Source organism: Aliiglaciecola sp. LCG003, assembly GCF_030316135.1.
Lineage (GTDB): Bacteria > Pseudomonadota > Gammaproteobacteria > Enterobacterales > Alteromonadaceae > Aliiglaciecola.
Genome location: NZ_CP128185.1, coordinates 703,093 through 721,322, shown reverse-complemented (window position 1 = coordinate 721,322; position 18,230 = coordinate 703,093). Strand labels below are relative to the sequence as shown.

14 protein-coding genes are annotated in these 18,230 nt (G+C 43.1%); 7 read left to right on the top strand and 7 right to left on the bottom strand.

The annotated features are described in order from the left end of the window. Window positions 1-111 precede the first annotated feature (111 nt). The 3 genes from QR722_RS03040 to QR722_RS03030 form a co-directional block, all read right to left on the bottom strand. Complete coding sequence (locus QR722_RS03040; protein WP_286285278.1) at window positions 112-1,122, bottom strand: alpha/beta fold hydrolase; 1,011 nt, start codon at window positions 1,120-1,122, stop codon at window positions 112-114. An 18-nt stretch (window positions 1,123-1,140) separates the two neighbouring features. Beyond that, a complete protein-coding gene (locus QR722_RS03035) occupies window positions 1,141-2,460 on the bottom strand; it encodes an ATP-binding protein (protein WP_286287541.1) in 1,320 nt (439 codons plus the stop codon). Window positions 2,461-2,531: 71 nt separating this feature from the next. Continuing rightward, on the bottom strand, window positions 2,532-3,227 hold the full coding sequence (locus QR722_RS03030) for a response regulator transcription factor (RefSeq protein WP_286285277.1): 696 nt from the start codon (window positions 3,225-3,227) through the stop codon (window positions 2,532-2,534). Between the two features lie 197 nt (window positions 3,228-3,424). Here QR722_RS03030 and QR722_RS03025 point away from each other — a divergent pair, with 197 nt between their 5' ends. After that, a complete protein-coding gene (locus tag QR722_RS03025) occupies window positions 3,425-4,216 on the top strand; it encodes a Spy/CpxP family protein refolding chaperone (protein ID WP_286285276.1) in 792 nt (263 codons plus the stop codon). Between the two features lie 39 nt (window positions 4,217-4,255). Here QR722_RS03025 and QR722_RS03020 read toward each other — a convergent pair whose 3' ends face one another. Continuing rightward, window positions 4,256-4,675 (bottom strand): methylglyoxal synthase, encoded by a 420-nt coding sequence (locus tag QR722_RS03020; protein WP_286285275.1) that lies wholly within the window; start codon window positions 4,673-4,675, stop codon window positions 4,256-4,258. Window positions 4,676-4,840: 165 nt separating this feature from the next. After that, window positions 4,841-5,992, bottom strand: a complete 1,152-nt coding sequence (gene argE, locus QR722_RS03015) for an acetylornithine deacetylase (protein ID WP_286285274.1) — start codon at window positions 5,990-5,992, stop codon at window positions 4,841-4,843. Between the two features lie 354 nt (window positions 5,993-6,346). On the opposite strand from argE, the gene argC reads away from it, so the two are divergent. The 6 genes from argC (at window position 6,347) to argA (ending at window position 13,139) form a co-directional block, all read left to right on the top strand. Continuing rightward, entirely contained in the window at window positions 6,347-7,375 is a 1,029-nt protein-coding gene (gene argC, locus QR722_RS03010; protein WP_286285273.1) for an N-acetyl-gamma-glutamyl-phosphate reductase, read from the top strand. After that, window positions 7,372-8,163, top strand: coding sequence for an acetylglutamate kinase (gene argB, locus QR722_RS03005; RefSeq protein WP_286285272.1), 792 nt, complete (start codon window positions 7,372-7,374; stop codon window positions 8,161-8,163). Before argC ends, argB begins: the two co-directional genes overlap by 4 nt. Next, entirely contained in the window at window positions 8,160-9,068 is a 909-nt protein-coding gene (locus tag QR722_RS03000) for an ornithine carbamoyltransferase (RefSeq protein ID WP_286285271.1), read from the top strand. Before argB ends, QR722_RS03000 begins: the two co-directional genes overlap by 4 nt. 142 nt (window positions 9,069-9,210) lie before the next feature. After that, entirely contained in the window at window positions 9,211-10,431 is a 1,221-nt protein-coding gene (locus QR722_RS02995; RefSeq protein ID WP_286285270.1) for an argininosuccinate synthase, read from the top strand. Window positions 10,432-10,433: 2 nt separating this feature from the next. Beyond that, window positions 10,434-11,816: an argininosuccinate lyase gene (gene argH, locus QR722_RS02990; protein WP_286285269.1), complete on the top strand. Its 1,383-nt coding sequence runs from the start codon at window positions 10,434-10,436 to the stop codon at window positions 11,814-11,816. 9 nt (window positions 11,817-11,825) lie between these two features. Continuing rightward, on the top strand, window positions 11,826-13,139 hold the full coding sequence (gene argA, locus QR722_RS02985; RefSeq protein ID WP_286285268.1) for an amino-acid N-acetyltransferase: 1,314 nt from the start codon (window positions 11,826-11,828) through the stop codon (window positions 13,137-13,139). Window positions 13,140-13,605: 466 nt separating this feature from the next. On the opposite strand, the gene QR722_RS02980 is transcribed toward argA, so the two are convergent. Both QR722_RS02980 and QR722_RS02975 read right to left on the bottom strand, forming a co-directional pair. Continuing rightward, on the bottom strand, window positions 13,606-15,294 hold the full coding sequence (locus tag QR722_RS02980; protein ID WP_286285267.1) for an NAD-dependent malic enzyme: 1,689 nt from the start codon (window positions 15,292-15,294) through the stop codon (window positions 13,606-13,608). Between the two features lie 129 nt (window positions 15,295-15,423). Continuing rightward, window positions 15,424-18,102, bottom strand: a complete 2,679-nt coding sequence (locus QR722_RS02975; protein WP_286285266.1) for a penicillin-binding protein 1A — start codon at window positions 18,100-18,102, stop codon at window positions 15,424-15,426. Window positions 18,103-18,230: the final 128 nt, after the last annotated feature.

Sequence of the window (18,230 nt, the reverse complement as noted above, 5' to 3'; positions counted from 1 at the left end):
TGAATGGCTTTATCCCTCAAAGGTGAGTAAAACCAAACAGGATAACGCTACAACCTATATAAAATCAGTGCGTATTCATAAACTAAATTTTCTTGAAAACTAATTAGCCCTTTACGGCTTCTTAATTGGAGCTAAAAAGTTGAGGGTTTCGCGTAAACACTTGTCTCGGATCAATTCTTGCTCCATAAACAGCTCATGCTTGCCGTTTTCGATAATTTGAACTTTGGCACTGCGCATACGAAGCAAGAACTTATTTTGCTGATTGTTATCCACAACCTTATCATTTCCTGCTTGGAGGACTAATATAGGGATTTTGATATCAGCCGCATGCTGATAAATGTATGCCATGCAGCGGTACGCTTCCAACAGCCATTTTGCCGTTACCCCCCCCAACTTACATTGACTTTGTTGCTCGTATTGGTCACGAAACACCTTATAGCGGGCTCTACTGCTGGTTAATACATTCTGTTCAAATGGAAGATTTTGGTAATCTGACTGCCCTATGAAATACCAAGGAGTAGGACTGAACCACTGATTAAATATCAAATGGGTATTCAGCAAAATATTCGCAAACCAAGCTGGTAACGCTGGTTTTATACCAAACATGGGGGCTGACAACACGCACTTTTGAAAATCATTTGGATAAGTCAAAATATATTGGGTAGCTATCGCCCCGCCCATTGAATGTCCAATCACCACAGGCTGATGGCTACTATTTTCGGAGATAATGGTATCAAAAAAAGTTTTAAAGTCTTCTACGTAATCTGAAAAACTATCCACATAGCCTTGTTGCGGATTGTCTGTCATTCTGCCTGAAAGCCCTTGCCCACGATGATCATGAATAAACACCGAAAAACCCGCATGGTATAAGTTAAACACCAACTCCTGATATTTCAGTAATGTTTCTATGCGCCCAGATGAGATAGCAATGCTGCCAATCCCGTGAGGGTTAATCACAAACGCATAGGCAATTTGAATGTTGCCCTTACCAGAAAAATAGCCATTGACTACTTTATCTCGCCAAAAGGGCGCAATAAATTGTGTATAACGAGCAGAAAACGCAGCGTCATCGGCGGACCATGGGGTCTCGGATTTTTCTTTTAGCTCGGTAGAATCAGTCATGCTAAGCGTCAAAATAGTCTATCCCATTGGTATTTCAACACGAATAGTCAAACCGTGTTGAAGATTGTTTTGAGCTGTGATTTGGCCGTTATGAGTTTCTATAGCTTGTTTCACTATGGCAAGACCCAAACCTACACCGCCAGTATTTCGGTTTCTTGAGGCAGACAATCGGTAAAATGGTTTAAACATGCTGGACAGTTCACTTTCAGGCACCCCATGACCATCGTCGATTACTGTTAAAATAAGCGTATTTCCATCGAGTAAAAAAGACACTTCAACTTTAGTAGTACAGTACTTAATTCCGTTGTTAATGATATTGCGTACCGCACTGGTTAGCAACTCAGGAAAACAAATCAAATTGATATCTGGAATAGTCTCAACGTAGACTTTTTTGCCAGCATTTTTAGCTTCAAATTTAGCATCATTAAAGGTTTTGCTTAATAAATTCAACAAGCTAACTTTTTGCTTCTGTTCTCCTGGAGCATTAGCTTCTAAACGGGACAATTTGAGCACCTGTTCAATCATATGGTCGATCTCAATCGCCTCTTTTTCTATTCGCAGTAATTGTTTCTGAATATTGTCCGTTAGCTCTTCTGGATGGTTTTGCGCAATACCAATAGCTAATTGCAATCGTGCCAATGGGGAGCGGAGCTCATGGGATATGTCGGCCACTAATCGTTTCTGACTGCCCATTAAGTCGCCTATTTGTTGCGACATAATATTAAAATCTTTCCCAAGCTGACCTAACTCATCACCGCGATGATTGGCAAAGGTCACTCGACTTTCTAGATTGCCCTTAGAAACATTTCGCGCAGTATTTTGTAATTCTCGAATAGGCCGTACCAACGACCAAGCGAACAATGCGCATAAAATACCACTAATGATTAACGCAGTAGCAACCAATATCGCAGGATTTTGCCGCCACAGCTGTCTAAATATGTCTTTTTTAAAGGGCTTACCGACAAATAAATGATAGCCATTACCGTTTATTTGAATAAACTCAGGTCCATGAAATACACCGCCGTTGGTGCGAATAACATATTTTTGTTGTTGATCAATGAGCTCCATAAAGGGTGCTTTGGTTGGACTCCATGCACGGGGAAAGCCATAAACGAACTCACGGTTTTGCTCGTTGATGAGCAATAAGGCTGATTTGTATTTCTGGCCTGCCCGGCTCAATAGCAATGACAGATTAGGCTCCTTATTTTTGTCTGCAATTAGCTCAAAGCGGTTTGCAATGCGCTGTAAACGCTTAGCCGATTCAGCATCAAGGGGACGAATAGAATAACTTGAATTATTATGCTGAACCAGCCATCCGCCCGCTGCCACCATCAACATCGTCACGCACCAAAATCCCAGGAATATTCTGCCAAAGAGGCTATTGACCGGATTCAGTCGTCGTAGAAAATTCAACTAGTTGCCACAAACAAATAGCCTGTGCCTCTTATGGTTCGGATCTTATCTTCATTACTTTGTGCCATTAGCTTACGGCGGATATTGCTGATATGCATATCAATACTGCGGTCAAACGCGGCTAATTTCCGCCCCATCACTTTTTCACTGATATCTTGTTTGCTAACAATTTGACCGCGATTAATCATCAATAGGTGTAAAATTAAAAATTCAGTCGCGGTCATATCTATTTTGTTATTTTGGCAACTAACTGTTTGCGCCGAGGGGCTTAATTCAATCCCATTGATATTAAGGTTTTGCTGTGAACTGGTCGCGGGTAAATAGTCCATTCGGCGAGTAATAGCCTTAATGCGAGCAGATAATTCCCGATGATTAAAGGGCTTAGCCAAATAGTCGTCAGCGCCTAGTTCAAGACCAAATATTCGGTCAAAATCATCCCCCTTGGCGGTTAGCATCAACACGGGAGTGAGATGACTGACTCGCAGTTTTTTAAGCACTTCGAAGCCGTCCATGCCAGGCAACATTACGTCTAACAGAATAAGATCGTAATGCCGTTGGCTAGTGGCTTTATCAAGGCCAATTAAACCATCACAAGCTACATCAATTTCATAGCCTTGGGGCCTAAGGTATTCCTCAAGTAGATCCGTAAGTTGGATATCATCATCAATGATAAGGAGTGATTTTGGCTGCATAAGACCTCTTAGTTTGCTGCGGAGAATTATAAACTGCTGGCGAGGCCAACGACAGCAAGATGATGCTATCTTTACACAAGCTTTACACAGGCCAGACACTTCTTTGCATTGACCATCCTATAATTACTGCATCGTCACAAACAAGATTTATACGAGGTCTTCTCACCTCACTCATCTAAACAAAGAAGGTATAGATTATGCTAACTACCAAATTATTGAAGCAAAACATTATCATATTGTCTGCCGCAGCAACATTAACTCTCAGCACAGGAATACAAGCTCACGAACGCGAATACAACCAAAGAGCCATTTACAAGCAGCTTGATTTAACCGAACAGCAACACCAAGATCTGCGCGAAGTTAAGAAACAAACTAAAGATGACACCCATGTTTATAAGCAAGATTTAAAACAGCTCGAACAGCAGCTTAAAACCCTGATTCAGTCTGAGCGTTGGGATGCCGAAAGCGCTAGAGCCCTGATTGAACGACGTCAGGAATTGAAATCCGAGTTAGCACTTACTCGCGCTTTGAATCATAACTATCTTTGGAATGTTCTCGATGATTCTCAGCAACACAAGTTCACTGAACTAACCGCAAGGAAATTCGATAGAAAAGATATACGACAGGATAAAGACTCGCGCCACCCTCTAAAACGTCTTAACCGTCTAGACCTAACTGAAGCCCAACAACAGCAAATAAGTGCATTGCTTGAGCAGCAAAAACATCAGCAAAGTGATATCAGACAAGCTGTTAAAGCCAAAAAACAAGATATGCTACGACTTGTGCGTAGCACAGAGTTTGATCAAGCACAGTGGCAGGTTATTCAGCAAGAAATGAAAGAAAGTCAGGTTGCCTTAGCCATGTCATTTTCTCAAACTCGTCATCAGATCTGGAATCTACTTGATGAGCAGCAACAAGGTAAAATGGCGAATATGAAGAAACGCCAAGGTCACGGCGATAAGAAACGCAAACATCGTGAGAGCGTTTAATCATCTTCGCATTGCTGTTGCTCGAAGTTTACCCCTTGACTAATAATCAGGTACATCACGTTTATACTCGTCGCTGGCAAACAGCGGCGAGGTAATGATCAAGTCTGCGGTGGAGCGATTACAGGCCACCGGCAAATTCCAAACGGAACAAAGTCGCAGCAACGCTTTCACATCGGGATCATGGGGAGCTGGATTGAGGGGATCCCAGAAAAAAATCAAACAATCTAATTTACGCTCTGCAATCATGGCTCCAATTTGCTGGTCACCTCCCATAGGCCCACTTTTAAAACAATGTACTTTTAAGCCAAGAGTATTAGCGATAAGCCCACCTGTTGTGCCAGTTGCAACTAGCTCATGCTTTTTCAACTGCTCTATATGGTCCTGGGACCACGCAATTAATGCTGACTTCATATGATCGTGAGCGACAAGCGCAATGGTTTGCTTTACAAAATTTGCCATGCAGATTATTCCAAAATAGTTTGTGTAACCGAATTTATTTCTCGTTGATGCTTGGTCATACCTCCGATAGTCAGCAAATGTTTAAAACTTGCAACAAATTGGGGCTTTCCTTTCTAGCGTTAAATAGCTTTTAAAAATAGCCGGCCACAGCCGGTTTAATAAAGCTTATTTTGAGTAACATACGTGTTTTATCATATTGCGCAATAAACTCACGGTCGGGTCGACGTAATCTAAAGATATAAATTCATCAGGTTGATGAGCTTGTTTAATGCTCCCAGGGCCAAGTACTAGAGTGTCGCAGCCCAATTGGTTAATAAACGGTGCTTCAGTAGCATAATTGGCGTTTTCAACTTTAAAACCAGTGAGCTTTTCGGCTAATTCAATAATTTGATGCTCATTTTTACACGCGAATGCCGGTGCAGTTGGATACATTAGTTGCATATCAATACGATCAGGGTAGCTTAATTTCAAGGGTGCTAATGCTTGATCTATTTGGGTAATCACCTCATCGTCCGTTAGACCCGGCACGCATCTAACATCAAAATTTAATTTACAATGACCACAAATTCGATTTTCGCCATCGCCCCCATGGATATGACCGAGATTCATTGTAGCTTGCGGCACAGAAAAGCTGTCGTCACGATAGTTTCTGGCAAGTGAATCACGCAAGGTTAGCAACTTTTCGATCGCCTGAACCATAATCTCTATCGCATTCACGCCTCTATCAGGATCACTCGAGTGACCGGCTTGACCGGTAATTTGCAAACTTTGCGCCATATGGCCCTTGTGTTTTCCAATGGGCTTGAGTTCAGTCGGCTCACCAATTATCGCCATATCAGGTTTGATTAATTGCTGCTCTGCAAAAAAACGGGCGCCCGCCATGGAGGTTTCTTCATCGGCAGTGGCAAGAATATAAAGAGGCTTATTGATTTTATCTAAAGGAATATCCTTTAAGCTTTCCAATATAAAGGCGAAAAACCCTTTCATATCGCAACTGCCTAAACCATACAATAAATTGTCTTTTACTTGTGCCTTGAACGGGTCGAAGTTCCAACGACCTTCGTCGAAGGGGACCGTATCAGAATGCCCCGCTAATAATAGCCCGCCTTGTCCCGAGCCGATTTGGGCCAACATATTGTATTTGTTCCGAGCATGGGGCACTTTTTGAATACTAATTCTAAAACCCATAGATGAGAAAACATTCCCCAACCAATCAATTAAGGCCTTGTTGGATAGGTCTAATGGTTCATCCATGGCACTGATTGTAGGGAAAGAAATGATTTTTTTGTATGCTTCTAAGAAAGTGTAATTTGGCATAAAAACCTTAAAATATATTTATTCACTTTTGTTGCATATTTATACCACCAATGGCACACTAGATCCATTGCATAAATAAGTAGTTACTAACGCGCTTGTTTATGGTTAAAAACTATTAACTTTATCAACACATTAGTCATCCAAAAATAGATGATTTGGAATTAGAAAGATACTCAAATGATGAATAAGATAACAACTGAATTTTCCCTGCCTTGCTATGCCTGTACGTCTAATCGACGAAAATAAATTTTTTGTTTGCGTAGCACGCTCTTTACCTTTGATATAAATTAGTAATTAAAGGTAAAGGGCGCTTTTTTATTTTCAAAATTATCTGTTATTTGTTGGATCAAAATCATGTACAAAGTAAGTGTCATAGGGGCCAGTGGTTATGCTGGCGCTGAGTTAATTAGATTGATCGCAGCACATCCGACGTTTTCCCTAGCTTCCCTGCATGTGTCACAGCAAAGCCAAGACGCGGGAAAGCGGATAAGCCAGATCCATCCCTACCTAACTGGTCTAACTGACCTTGAGTTGCAAGCCCTTGGTCCTGACACGCTGAGTCAGTTAGCTGAGTCTGTCGATGCCATATTTTTGGCCACGCCCCACGAAGCAAGTCACGACTGGATGCCAACCTTGGCGAATGGCAAGGCCAAAATATTTGATTTGTCTGGTGCGTTTAGACTTAAGGATAAGCAGGTATTTCAAAAGTACTATGGGTTTGAGCATTGTCATAGCGAATTGCTCGAACAAGCCGTATATGGTTTGGCTGAATGGAATGCCGATGCAATCGCCAATGCAAAGGTTGTTGCTGTGCCGGGTTGTTATCCTACATCTGCAATTTGTGCTTTGAAGCCATTGATAGATGCACACTTACTCGATTCTGCTCATTTACCCATTATTAACGCAGTCTCTGGCGTAAGTGGTGCAGGTAGAAAAGCGGCATTAGCCAACAGCTTTTGTGAAGTTAGCTTACAGGCATATGGGGTATTGAATCATCGGCATCAGCCAGAGATTTGCCAGATTTTAGCAAGTGAGGTGATTTTCACCCCTCATCTAGGTAATTTTAAGCGCGGTATTTTATCTACCATTACGGTCAAGACCAACGCTGGCGTCACCCAATCCCAACTCGACAGCGCGTATCACAATGCTTATCAAGACACCCATGTTATTCGTTTGTTGGATCACTTCCCTAAAGTTGCTGATGTGGTAAATACTCCCCATTGTGACTTGCATTGGAAACTAGACCCTAATAATGGCTACGCGGTCATTGGTAGCGCTATCGACAACCTGCTCAAAGGAGCTTCATCTCAGGCGATCCAGTGTGCTAATTTAGCATTTGGTTTGGCATCTGAAACAGGCTTACTCAACAGGTATAACGGATGAAGATTAAAGTGATTAAAGTAGGTGGGGCATTTTTGGACGATCCCGCTATCTCGCAACCTTTCTTTCAGACTATGTCCGGATTACTGCAGTCCTGCAAAGTTGTGTTAGTGCATGGTGGTGGGAGTTCGGTAGAGCGTTTGATGTCTGATCTTGGACTTGTCTCGGAGAAAATAGACGGTTTGCGCGTGACACCGGCAGCCCATATTGATTACGTAGTAGGCGCATTAGCCGGCAGCGTGAATAAAAAACTTTGCAGTCTAGCTGCAGCGGCTGGATTGAACCCAGTGGGCATCAGCTTAGCTGACGGAAAACTTGCCCAATGCAGCAAAGTTGACCCTAGATTAGGCTTTGTTGGAAAGGTAATCAGCGGTGATAGCAAATTAGTCCATAACCTGCTGCAAGGGGATTTCATGCCTATTATCAGCTCGATAGGTTTAGACGAAGATTATGCTTTACTCAATGTAAATGCCGACCAAGCGGCTGTAGCGGTTGCTAAGACGTTGAATGCAGAGTTATGTTTGTTGTCTGATGTTAGCGGTGTGTTGGATCAAGACAAACGCCTCATTGCAGATTTGAATGCCGCCCAGATTAATCAACATATCCAGCAAGGCATCATTACCGATGGTATGGCCGTTAAAGTACACGCTGCTCTAGATGCAGCCAATACGATTGGGAAACCTGTGACTATCGCAAGTTGGAAAAATGTACATTTACTAAACGCCGAGATTAATGACACTAATGAGTCTTTTGGCACAACCATATTACCGAATACAGTGGAAGGATCATGAAACAAGACTTACTTACGTTTAAAGATTGGACTAAGCAACAATTGGACGAATTGCTTTCGTTAGCGGCGACAATTAAATCTGCTCCTGATAAATACACAGAGGTATTAAAAGGTAAGTCAGTTGTGGCTCTGTTCGAGAAGCCTTCTTTACGAACACGTGTAAGCTTCGAGATCGGCATTAATAAATTAGGCGGGCACATGGTTTACCTAGATTGCCAAGCCGGCAAACTCGCTGGCCGTGAAGATGCCAAAGATACCGCTGCCAACTTAGCATGTTGGGCTGACGCAATAGTCGCGCGGGTATTTTCACATCAAACTTTGGTTGAATTCAGTCAAGCTTCGAAGGTTCCGGTGGTTAATGCCCTTTGTGATTTGTATCACCCTTGTCAAGCCGCGGCAGATTTTCTGACATTACAGGAAACCTTCGGCTCATTAGACAACCTGACCTTAGCCTACTTAGGTGATGGTAATAACGTGACCCATTCATTACTTCTTGTAGGTGCCATTTTAGGTGTAAATATTACCTCTATCACTCCAGAAGGCTATGAAGTTGATCCCACTATTTTCGAGCTCGCCAAACAACTTTCAGAAAAAAGCGGCGCGATCATCACTCAGAGCCACAAAGTCGAAGACGCAAAAGGCGCAAATGTAATTTATACCGACACTTGGATTTCAATGGGCGATGAAACCCCTCTCGCTGACATTCAACAAATCTTCAATCCATATAAAGTAGATGAGCAATTAATGGCGTTGACGGGAGCTGAATACGTTATGCATTGTCAGCCAGCGCACCGAGATTTGGAAATTAGTGGCAGCTTAATAGACGGTAATCAATCTTTGTTAATGCAGCAAGCCGAAAACCGTATGCATGGACAAAATGCCATACTCGTAACACTTTTAAGCTAACCCAAACAAACATCGCAAACAAACATGACACCCACGAAATAAACATGACACCCATGTTTATTTCGTGACTAAACTAACTATATCGTAACGTGACACCCATCATATGGGAATCAATTGATGTCACTAAGAACTAGGATCAAACATGTCAAAACATTCAGTAAAAAAAGTTGTTCTAGCATACTCAGGCGGTCTAGATACTTCTGCTATCATTCCTTGGTTAAAGGAAAACTATGACTGCGAAGTTATCGCTTTTGCAGCAGATGTTGGTCAAGGTGATGAGGAATTAGAAGGGCTTTACGAAAAAGCTATTAAGACCGGCGCTAGCGAGTGCTATATCGTTGATTTGAAAGAAGAGTTTGTCGAAGACTATATTTACCCCACAGTTAAAACCGGTGCGGTGTATGAAGGTGAATATCTTTTGGGCACCTCAATGGCACGACCGGTTATTGCCAAGGCGCAAGTAGAGATTGCTCGCAAAGTAGGCGCTGATGCACTTTGCCATGGTTGTACCGGAAAAGGAAACGATCAGGTTCGTTTCGAGAGTACTTTTGCCGCATTAGCACCGGATTTGACCGTTATCGCGCCATGGCGGGAATGGGATATGGTCTCAAGAGAAGACCTATTAGATTATTTGGCCGAAAGAGACATTAAAACAAGTGCTTCAGCGACCAAAATCTATAGTCGCGATGCGAATGCGTGGCACATCTCCCACGAAGGCGGTGAACTCGAAGATCCTTGGTGTGAGCCAACTAAAGAAGTTTGGACCATGACGGTCGACCCTGAAGATGCCCCTAATGTAGCAGAAAAAGTGCAGCTTAGTTTTGAGCAAGGTCGTTTAACAAAGGTTAATGGTGCGCAGTTGTCACCTTATCAAGCACTGGTCACTCTAAATAATATAGCAGCAAAGCATGGTGTTGGACGTATCGATATTGTGGAAAACCGTTTAGTCGGTATGAAATCCCGTGGCTGTTATGAAACCCCCGGTGGCACCGTACTTATGGCTGCTTATAAAGCGCTAGAGTGTATGGTTCTAGATAAAGCGGCCCTTAAGCATCGCGAATATCTTGGACTCGAATTCTCACATGTAATGTACGACGGCCGTTGGTTCACAGATTTGTCTGAATCTTTATTAGCTGGCGCAGAAGTTTTTGCCAAGAAAGTTACCGGTGAAATCGTTGTAAAGCTCTATAAAGGCAGAGCCACTGTAACTCAAAGACAATCTCCTAATAGTTTGTACTCAGAAGACTTCGCAACCTTTGGTGAAGATGATGTGTATGACCAAAAGCATGCCGAAGGCTTTATTCGCCTATTTAGTTTATCAAGCCGAATCGCTACGCTAAATGCCAACAAAGGGAAGAAATAACTATGGGGTTGTGGGGAGGCCGATTTCAACAAGGCAGCAGCAATATGTTTCGCCAGGTTAATGATTCATTACCTTTTGACCGGATCTTGGCGAGTCAAGATATTAGAGGGTCGATCATTTGGTCTAAAGCCATCGCCAAAGCTGGGGTAATGTCTGCTCAAGAACAAGAAAAAATCGAAGCGACATTAAATAAATTGCTGATTAAAGCCGAGAACGACGAACTCGACTTCGATGCTAGCAGCGAAGAAGACATTCATAGTTTTGTCGAAGCTGCACTGATTGAAGAGTTAGGTGATCTTGGCCGTAAATTGCACACCGGCCGCAGCCGCAATGACCAAGTTGCAACTGATTTTCGTTTATGGTGCAAAGAGCACTTAGAAAATTTGCTACAAGATTTAGTTAAGGTCAAACATGCATTAACTAAATCCGCTGACGTAAATCGAGAGGTGATCTTACCCGGCTACACTCACCTGCAACGAGCCCAACCAGTGCGCTATCCCCATTGGTGTCTAGCATATATAGAGATGTTTAAGCGTGATATCAGTCGAGTACAAGACTTATTGATTAGAATGGACCAATGTCCTTTGGGGTCCGGTGCCTTAGCTGGGACCGTTTACGCTATTGATCGGCAGGAAATAGCGGAGCAGTTGGGTTTCAAATCTCCGTGTTTGAATAGTTTAGATGCCGTTTCAGATCGTGATTATGTATTAGAGCTGCTGTTTTGTGCTAGCACTAGCATGATGCATTTGTCGCGCATGGCAGAAGATCTGATATTTTTTAATTCAGGGGAAGCGGGCTTTATCACCCTTGGCGATGCGGTTACTTCCGGCTCATCACTCATGCCTCAAAAGAAAAACCCTGATGCCTTGGAGCTAATACGAGGCAAATGCGGTCGAGTATTTGGCAGTTTGCAAGGCTTACTAGTGACCATGAAAGGCCTGCCTTTAGCCTACAATAAAGACATGCAAGAAGATAAAGAAGGAGCCTTTGATGCCGTAAATCAATGGCACATTTGTTTATGCATCGCGAGTGAAGTGATAGATAGCATTCAATTAGACAGCGAAAGATGTGCTCAAGCCGCTCGTCAAGGTTATGCCAACGCCACCGAAATGGCGGATTATTTAGTAGAAAAAGGCATTCCATTTAGAACTGCCCATGATATTTCAGGACAAATTGTATTAGCCGCGATTGAGCAAAACAAGCCTATAGAAGCCCTTAGCTTACCAGAGCTACAACAATATAGTGATAAAATACAAGACGATGTCTACGCGATTCTTGAACTCGATTACCTTGTGGACAAGCGCAGTATTTTAGGCGGTACAGGCGCCCAACCTGTTTTTACTGCACTACAAAATGAACTCGACCAGATGCAACAGGGAAGTTAAGTAATTATCATGGTGATGTCAGATATCGACAGTATTAAACTATTTCGCAACTCTGCTCCTTATATCAATGCGCACAGGGGTAAAACCTTTGTTTTGATGTTCGGGGGTGAAGCCATTGAAGATGGGAATTTCGCTAACATTATTAGCGATATTGCACTGCTCAATAGCTTAGGGGTCAGATTGGTACTTGTACATGGTGCACGCCCACAAATTGATCAGCGTATCGCCTTGCGTGGTGTAGAGAAACGCTTTTGCAATGACATCCGTATCACTGACAAACAAACCCTAGAATCAGTCAAAGATGCAGCGGGTTCGGTAAGGTCGCAGATCGAAGCATTGCTGACAATGGGTCTGGCAAACTCCCCTATGCACGGGGCGCAAATTCGGGTGTGTTCAGGCAACTTAGTGGTTGCAATGCCCATGGGCGTTCGAGACGGTATAGATTATGAACATACCGGATTGGTGCGACGCATTGATGTAAACGGTATCAATGATCACTTACAAGATGGTTCGATAGTTTTGCTCTCACCAATGGGATACTCCCCGACTGGTGAAGTTTTTAATCTCTCTCATGAAGATGTTGCAACCCAAGCGGCTATCGCTTTGTCAGCGGATAAACTAGTTATTTTCACTGAGCAGGAGGGAATTGTTGACCAGCAGAATAAACTTCGTCGCAATATCGATTCCGCTCAATTGACTGACATGCTTAATGAACCTTTGCAGCATAGTCAACACGCGATTTTAACCGGAATTCATCATGCTTTGGAGGCTGGGATCCCCAGATGCCACTGCGTTAGTTATAAAACTGATGGTGCTTTACTACAAGAGTTGTTTACTCGAGATGGTGCAGGCTCGTTAGTTTCAAAACGTCATTATGAGCAGCTACGACAAGCGAAAATAGAAGATGTGGGCGGTATCCTGCAATTAATTAACCCTCTTGAAGAAAAAGGTATTTTGGTAAAACGCTCGCGAGAGTTACTCGAAAGTGAAATTGAACAATTCACCCTTATCGAACGAGATGGAATGGTCGTCGCCTGTGCTGCACTATATCCCTACAGAGACGAGAGAATTGGCGAGCTCGCCTGCGTTGCCACCCATTCAGATTATCGCGGAAAAAATCGAGGTGAACGGATACTTGAAGCGATAAGAGAGCGCGCATTGCAGCAAGGTTTAGATAGCATATTCGTACTAACTACGGTAACCGCACATTGGTTTCAAGAGCAAGGCTTTGTGTTAGCAAACGTAGAGACCTTACCTGAATCTAAAAAACGCTTATACAACTACCAAAGAAACTCCAAAGTATTCAAACTAGATTTGCGCTAATCGCCACATTCACCTTAGCCTTTTGATGTGGATGCCACCTGATAAATGTGGGTGTCATGATATAAACATGGGTGTCATGATATAAACATGGGTGTCATGATATAAACATGGGTGTCATGATATAAACATGGGGATATAAACATGGGTGTCATGATATAAACATGGGTGTCACGATATAAACATGGGTGTCACGATATAAACATGGGTGTCACGATATAAACATGGGTGTCACGATATAAACATGGGTGTCATGATATAAACATGGGTGTCATGATATAAACATGGGTGTCATGATATAAACATGGGTGTCACGATATAAACATGGGTGTCATGATATAAACATGGGTGTCACGATATAAACATGGGTGTCATGATAAAAGGCTCCATGCCTCCTGCGCATAAAACGTTCATAAAAAATGGCCGATAAATCGACCATTTGTAATAAGTGAACTTGTCTTTGATGTATTTAAATACTGACTCGCTTGTATTCACGATATTCAGGTTGCCAAAAATTCGCATCTATACTAGCCAGCAATAGCTCATCACTTGTTTCCAGAGCTAAGCCTTGCCGTTGAGCTACTTTGGCAACTGCAAACGCAATACCTTTGCTCAAATTGGCGATCTCTGTCAATGGTGGCAACAATGCACCTTCACCATTATTCGCAAGAGGTGAAGCATCTGCTAGGGCCTCGCTGGTAGCCATTAACATCTCCTCGCTAATCAATCTTGATTTGCTGGCAATGACACCTAAACCGATACCTGGAAATATATAACTATTGTTACATTGTGCGATGGGATAACTTGTACCATTATATTCCACAGCACTAAATGGGCTACCGGTTGCAATGATAACTTTCCCACCCGTCCATTGTATGACTTGCTCAGGTGTCGCTTCAACTTGTCGTGAAGGGTTGCTCAACGGGAAAATAATTGGCAACTCACAATTTGCCTTCATGCTTCTGACTACTTCCTCAGTGAACAATCCTGGCTGTCCAGAAACACCAATTAAGATATCTGGTTTAGCGTTTTCAACCACTTCATGCAACGATGCCCAGCTTCCTTTCAAAGACCAGCCCTTTAGGTCGCTTTCTGACTGAACTAATTTTTGCTGAAAATCACGCAAACCTTCCATACCATTTGTTAGTAAACCAAAGCGATCTATCATAAAGACTTGTTTGCGCGCTTGGCTATCTTCAATGCCTTCTTGGCACATCCGACTAATGATCATTTCAGCAATCCCACAACCTGCGGAACCTGAACCCACAAATACAACTTTTTGCTCGCTGAGTTTTACATTTTTACTGCGACATGCGGCCAGAATTGAGCCTAACGTAACCGCAGCAGTACCCTGAATATCGTCGTTAAAACAGCAAACCTGATCTCGGTATCGCTCAAGCAGTGGCATCGCATTAGGTTGGGCAAAATCTTCAAATTGAATGATAACCCCTGGCCATCGTCTCTGGGCAGCCTGGACAAATATATCGACGAACTCATTGTATTCATCTTGTCCAATGCGTTTATGTCGGGCGCCCATATACATAGGATCATCTAATAATTTTTGGTTGTTGGTGCCCACATCTAACATAACCGGTAAGGTATACGCAGGACTGATCCCCCCACACGCGGTATACAATGAAAGTTTGCCAATTGGGATACCCATACCGCCGATCCCTTGATCCCCGAGCCCTAATATTCGTTCGCCGTCGGTCACCACTATCACTTTAACTTTGCGCTTAGTGGCATTGCGTAGAATGTCGTCTATTTGAGTGCGCTCTGAGTAGGAGACGAATAAACCTCTAGAACTTCGATAAATATCAGAAAATTGTTCGCAGGCATCTCCGACCGTAGGAGTATAAATAATCGGCATCATTTCTTTGATATGTGACTGTACTAATCGATAAAATAATGTTTCGTTATTATCTTGAATGGCCCGGAGGTAAATATGTTTATTGATTGGCGCCGTAAAACTAGAATATTGCAGGTAAGCTCGTTCAACTTGTTCTTCAATACTTTCGTAACGAGGTGGCAATAACCCCGTCAAGTTAAAGGTTTCTCTTTCGCGGGAAGTGAACGCACTACCTTTGTTAAGCAATGGAGTTTCAAGTAAGGCAGGTCCTGCGTGGGGGATGTACAAATGTTTAGACGAATTACTCATAGTATAAGGTACTTTTCCAACCCTCTGAGACAATAATTGCTCAGAGGTATGTGTAGGTGATCATTATTGTAGCCGCTCAGTTTAGCCGATGTGGCAGTAAACTCAGTATCATTTTATCTGGTCAGATGTCTAGAATATATCTTCAGGAACAACTTCATCATTTTCTTCCGTCTCAAAGGGGTCGATGATAGGCAGTTTTTGAACTGATGATTCAGGTTCAGTGCCGCGAATGAAATACTCAAATATCGATGTATAATCTGTTCTTGTAGTCAGTTTTCCGGTGGCGCGGTCAATCCGAACAGTAACAATACCTTCAGGTATAGGTTTTGCTTCCTCAGGGACGCCTTCAAGCACTATTTGCATAAATCGTATCCACGCTGGCTGACCAGCAGTTGCGCCACTTTCGGTACCAATCATCGCATTTCCTATCCAATTAAATTTTTCAGGATTGTCATTGATGAGATTCTGGTTGCGTGACATCTTACCCAAAGTTCGGCTCATATTATCGAAACCTACCCATGAGGTTGCTACGAGTCCAGGTGCGAAGCCACTAAACCAGGTATCTTTTGAATCATTGGTAGTACCCGTTTTACCCGCCAGATCGGTTCTACCTAGTATATTTCTAGCCCGCCACCCCGTTCCTAACCAGTAAGTATTTTTTGCAGGATCTTTGCTCCACCGACCATTCCCTCTTACCGCGGTTCGCATCATCTCTTTAACTAGAAAAGCGTTTTGAGCTGGTATAACGCGTTCTGCTAGCACCTGTTCGACAGCTTTAGCATCGGGATCGTTAGATAAACCTCCCAACTCTGCCGCCAGCAAAGCTTCTATTTCCCGTCCTGAAAGCTCACCATCTGCAGGGTTACTAATTTCATTTTCACCACTAACTGTAGTTGCAGCAGACTCCTGAAGTTCACACAATTCACAGGCTACAGACGGATTGGATTGCCACAAAACTTGACCGTATTCATCTTCTATTCGATCAATAAAGTGTGGTTGAACAAAATACCCTCCATTGGCGATAACCGCCATTCCAGTCACAACTTCAAGTGGGGTGTGTGAGCCTGAGCCTAGGGATAGTGTTTCATCTCTTGGGATCTCAGCACGGTCAAAACCAAACTTAGTGAGATGGTCGACTGCCGCATCTATACCGATGGCACGTAATAGTCGAACTGACACAACGTTTTTCGACTTTCCTAGTGCTACCCTCATTCTAATAGGGCCGTCGTATACGGCAGGGGAGTTTTGCGGGCGCCATGCCGTTCCGGTACTGGCATCCCATTGATTGATTGGCGCATCATTGATGATACTTGCCAATGTGTAGCCGTGTTCAATTGCCGCTGAATAAATGAAAGGTTTGATGTTTGAACCCACTTGACGCTTCGCTTGCGTCGCGCGATTGAATTGGCTTTGGTAGAAACTGTAGCCACCCACAACTGCCCGAACCGCACCATTATGGGGATCTAGCGCAACAAATGCGCCTGCCACCTGAGGCAGTTGGGACAGCTGCCAGCCACTTTGGTCCGCCTTTTTACGGATCCAGATAAGCTGACCTGACTTCACAATGTCACTTGCAACCTTAGGATCAGGGCCTTGTCTATTATCGTCAATATAAGGACGGGCCCAATGTAAGCCTTGCCAATCGATATTTATGGATTCATTATTCTCGGCTAATACATCGATAGTTTGCTCATTAACCTGCGTCACCACCGCTGGATGTAACTCACCAATTGAATTGTAAGTACCCAACACGTCAAGTAATTGTTCTTGTTGCCAAGGTGTATTATCAACCGTATCTAAGCCACCGGATAAATCTTGAGACTCCTGCTCAGTCCACAAGGTGCGAATAGGTCCACGATAGCCATGTCTCTCATCGTAATCATGAATATTAGCCACTACGGCTTGCTGAGCGGCGAGCTGAATTTTAGCGGGTGCGGTGGCAAACACTTGGTAACCACCGGTCTCCGCCTCTTCCTTTCCATACAATTCGACCATTTCGTTATAAATTAAGTCCGCTAAATAGGGAGCATCAAAAGAAATTTCTGCGCCGTGCAGTTCAGCCTCAACTGGCGCATCAGCGGCCTCGTGAAACTGCTCATTAGTGATGTAACCTTCATCTAACATTCTTAGTAGTACTATTCTTCGACGCTGTTTAGAGCGTTCAGGGGAGCTAATAGGATTTAGCGTAGATGGCGCTTTTGGTAGGCCTGCTATAGTGGCAATTTCATCCAAGGTTAACTCTTGCACAGATTTACCGTAGTAAACTTGTGCGGCTGCGCCAAAACCAAATGCACGATGTCCTAACTCTACTTTGTTGAGATAAAGCTCTAAAATTTCATCTTTAGATAACAATCCTTCCATATGCCATGCAATGTACATTTCTTTAATTTTTCGAATATAGGTTTTTTCCCTCGTGAGGAAAAAACCTCTGGCTAACTGCATGGTTAGGGTACTTCCGCCCTGTCCTCGCTCACCGGTGACAATCAAATTAACTAAAGCTCGCGCCATGCCGATAGGATCTATACCAGGGTGCTCGTAAAATCGACTATCCTCTGTAGCAAGTACGGCGTGGATCAATTGCTGCGGGACGTCTTTTAGCTCTAAGGGAATGCGTCGCTTGACACCAAATTGAGAAATAAGCTGGCCATCTTGCGTATAAATTTTCATCGGCGTCTGTAAACGGACGTCTTTTAAAACTTCTACGCTTGGAAGATCGGGTTTGATATAGTAATACATACCCACAATCGATGCTGTAGCAATGAGAATTCCAGCTATACTCAATATAATTAACAGTTTGATGTACTTCACAAAAATGATTCTACCAAGGTAAATTTAACGAAACGCCCTATATTTTATACCTATGTACCGTTATTAGAACCATATAATTCTAAAAAATAGGTAATAATGGTAAAACTAAGGTAACAAGAATGATTCGG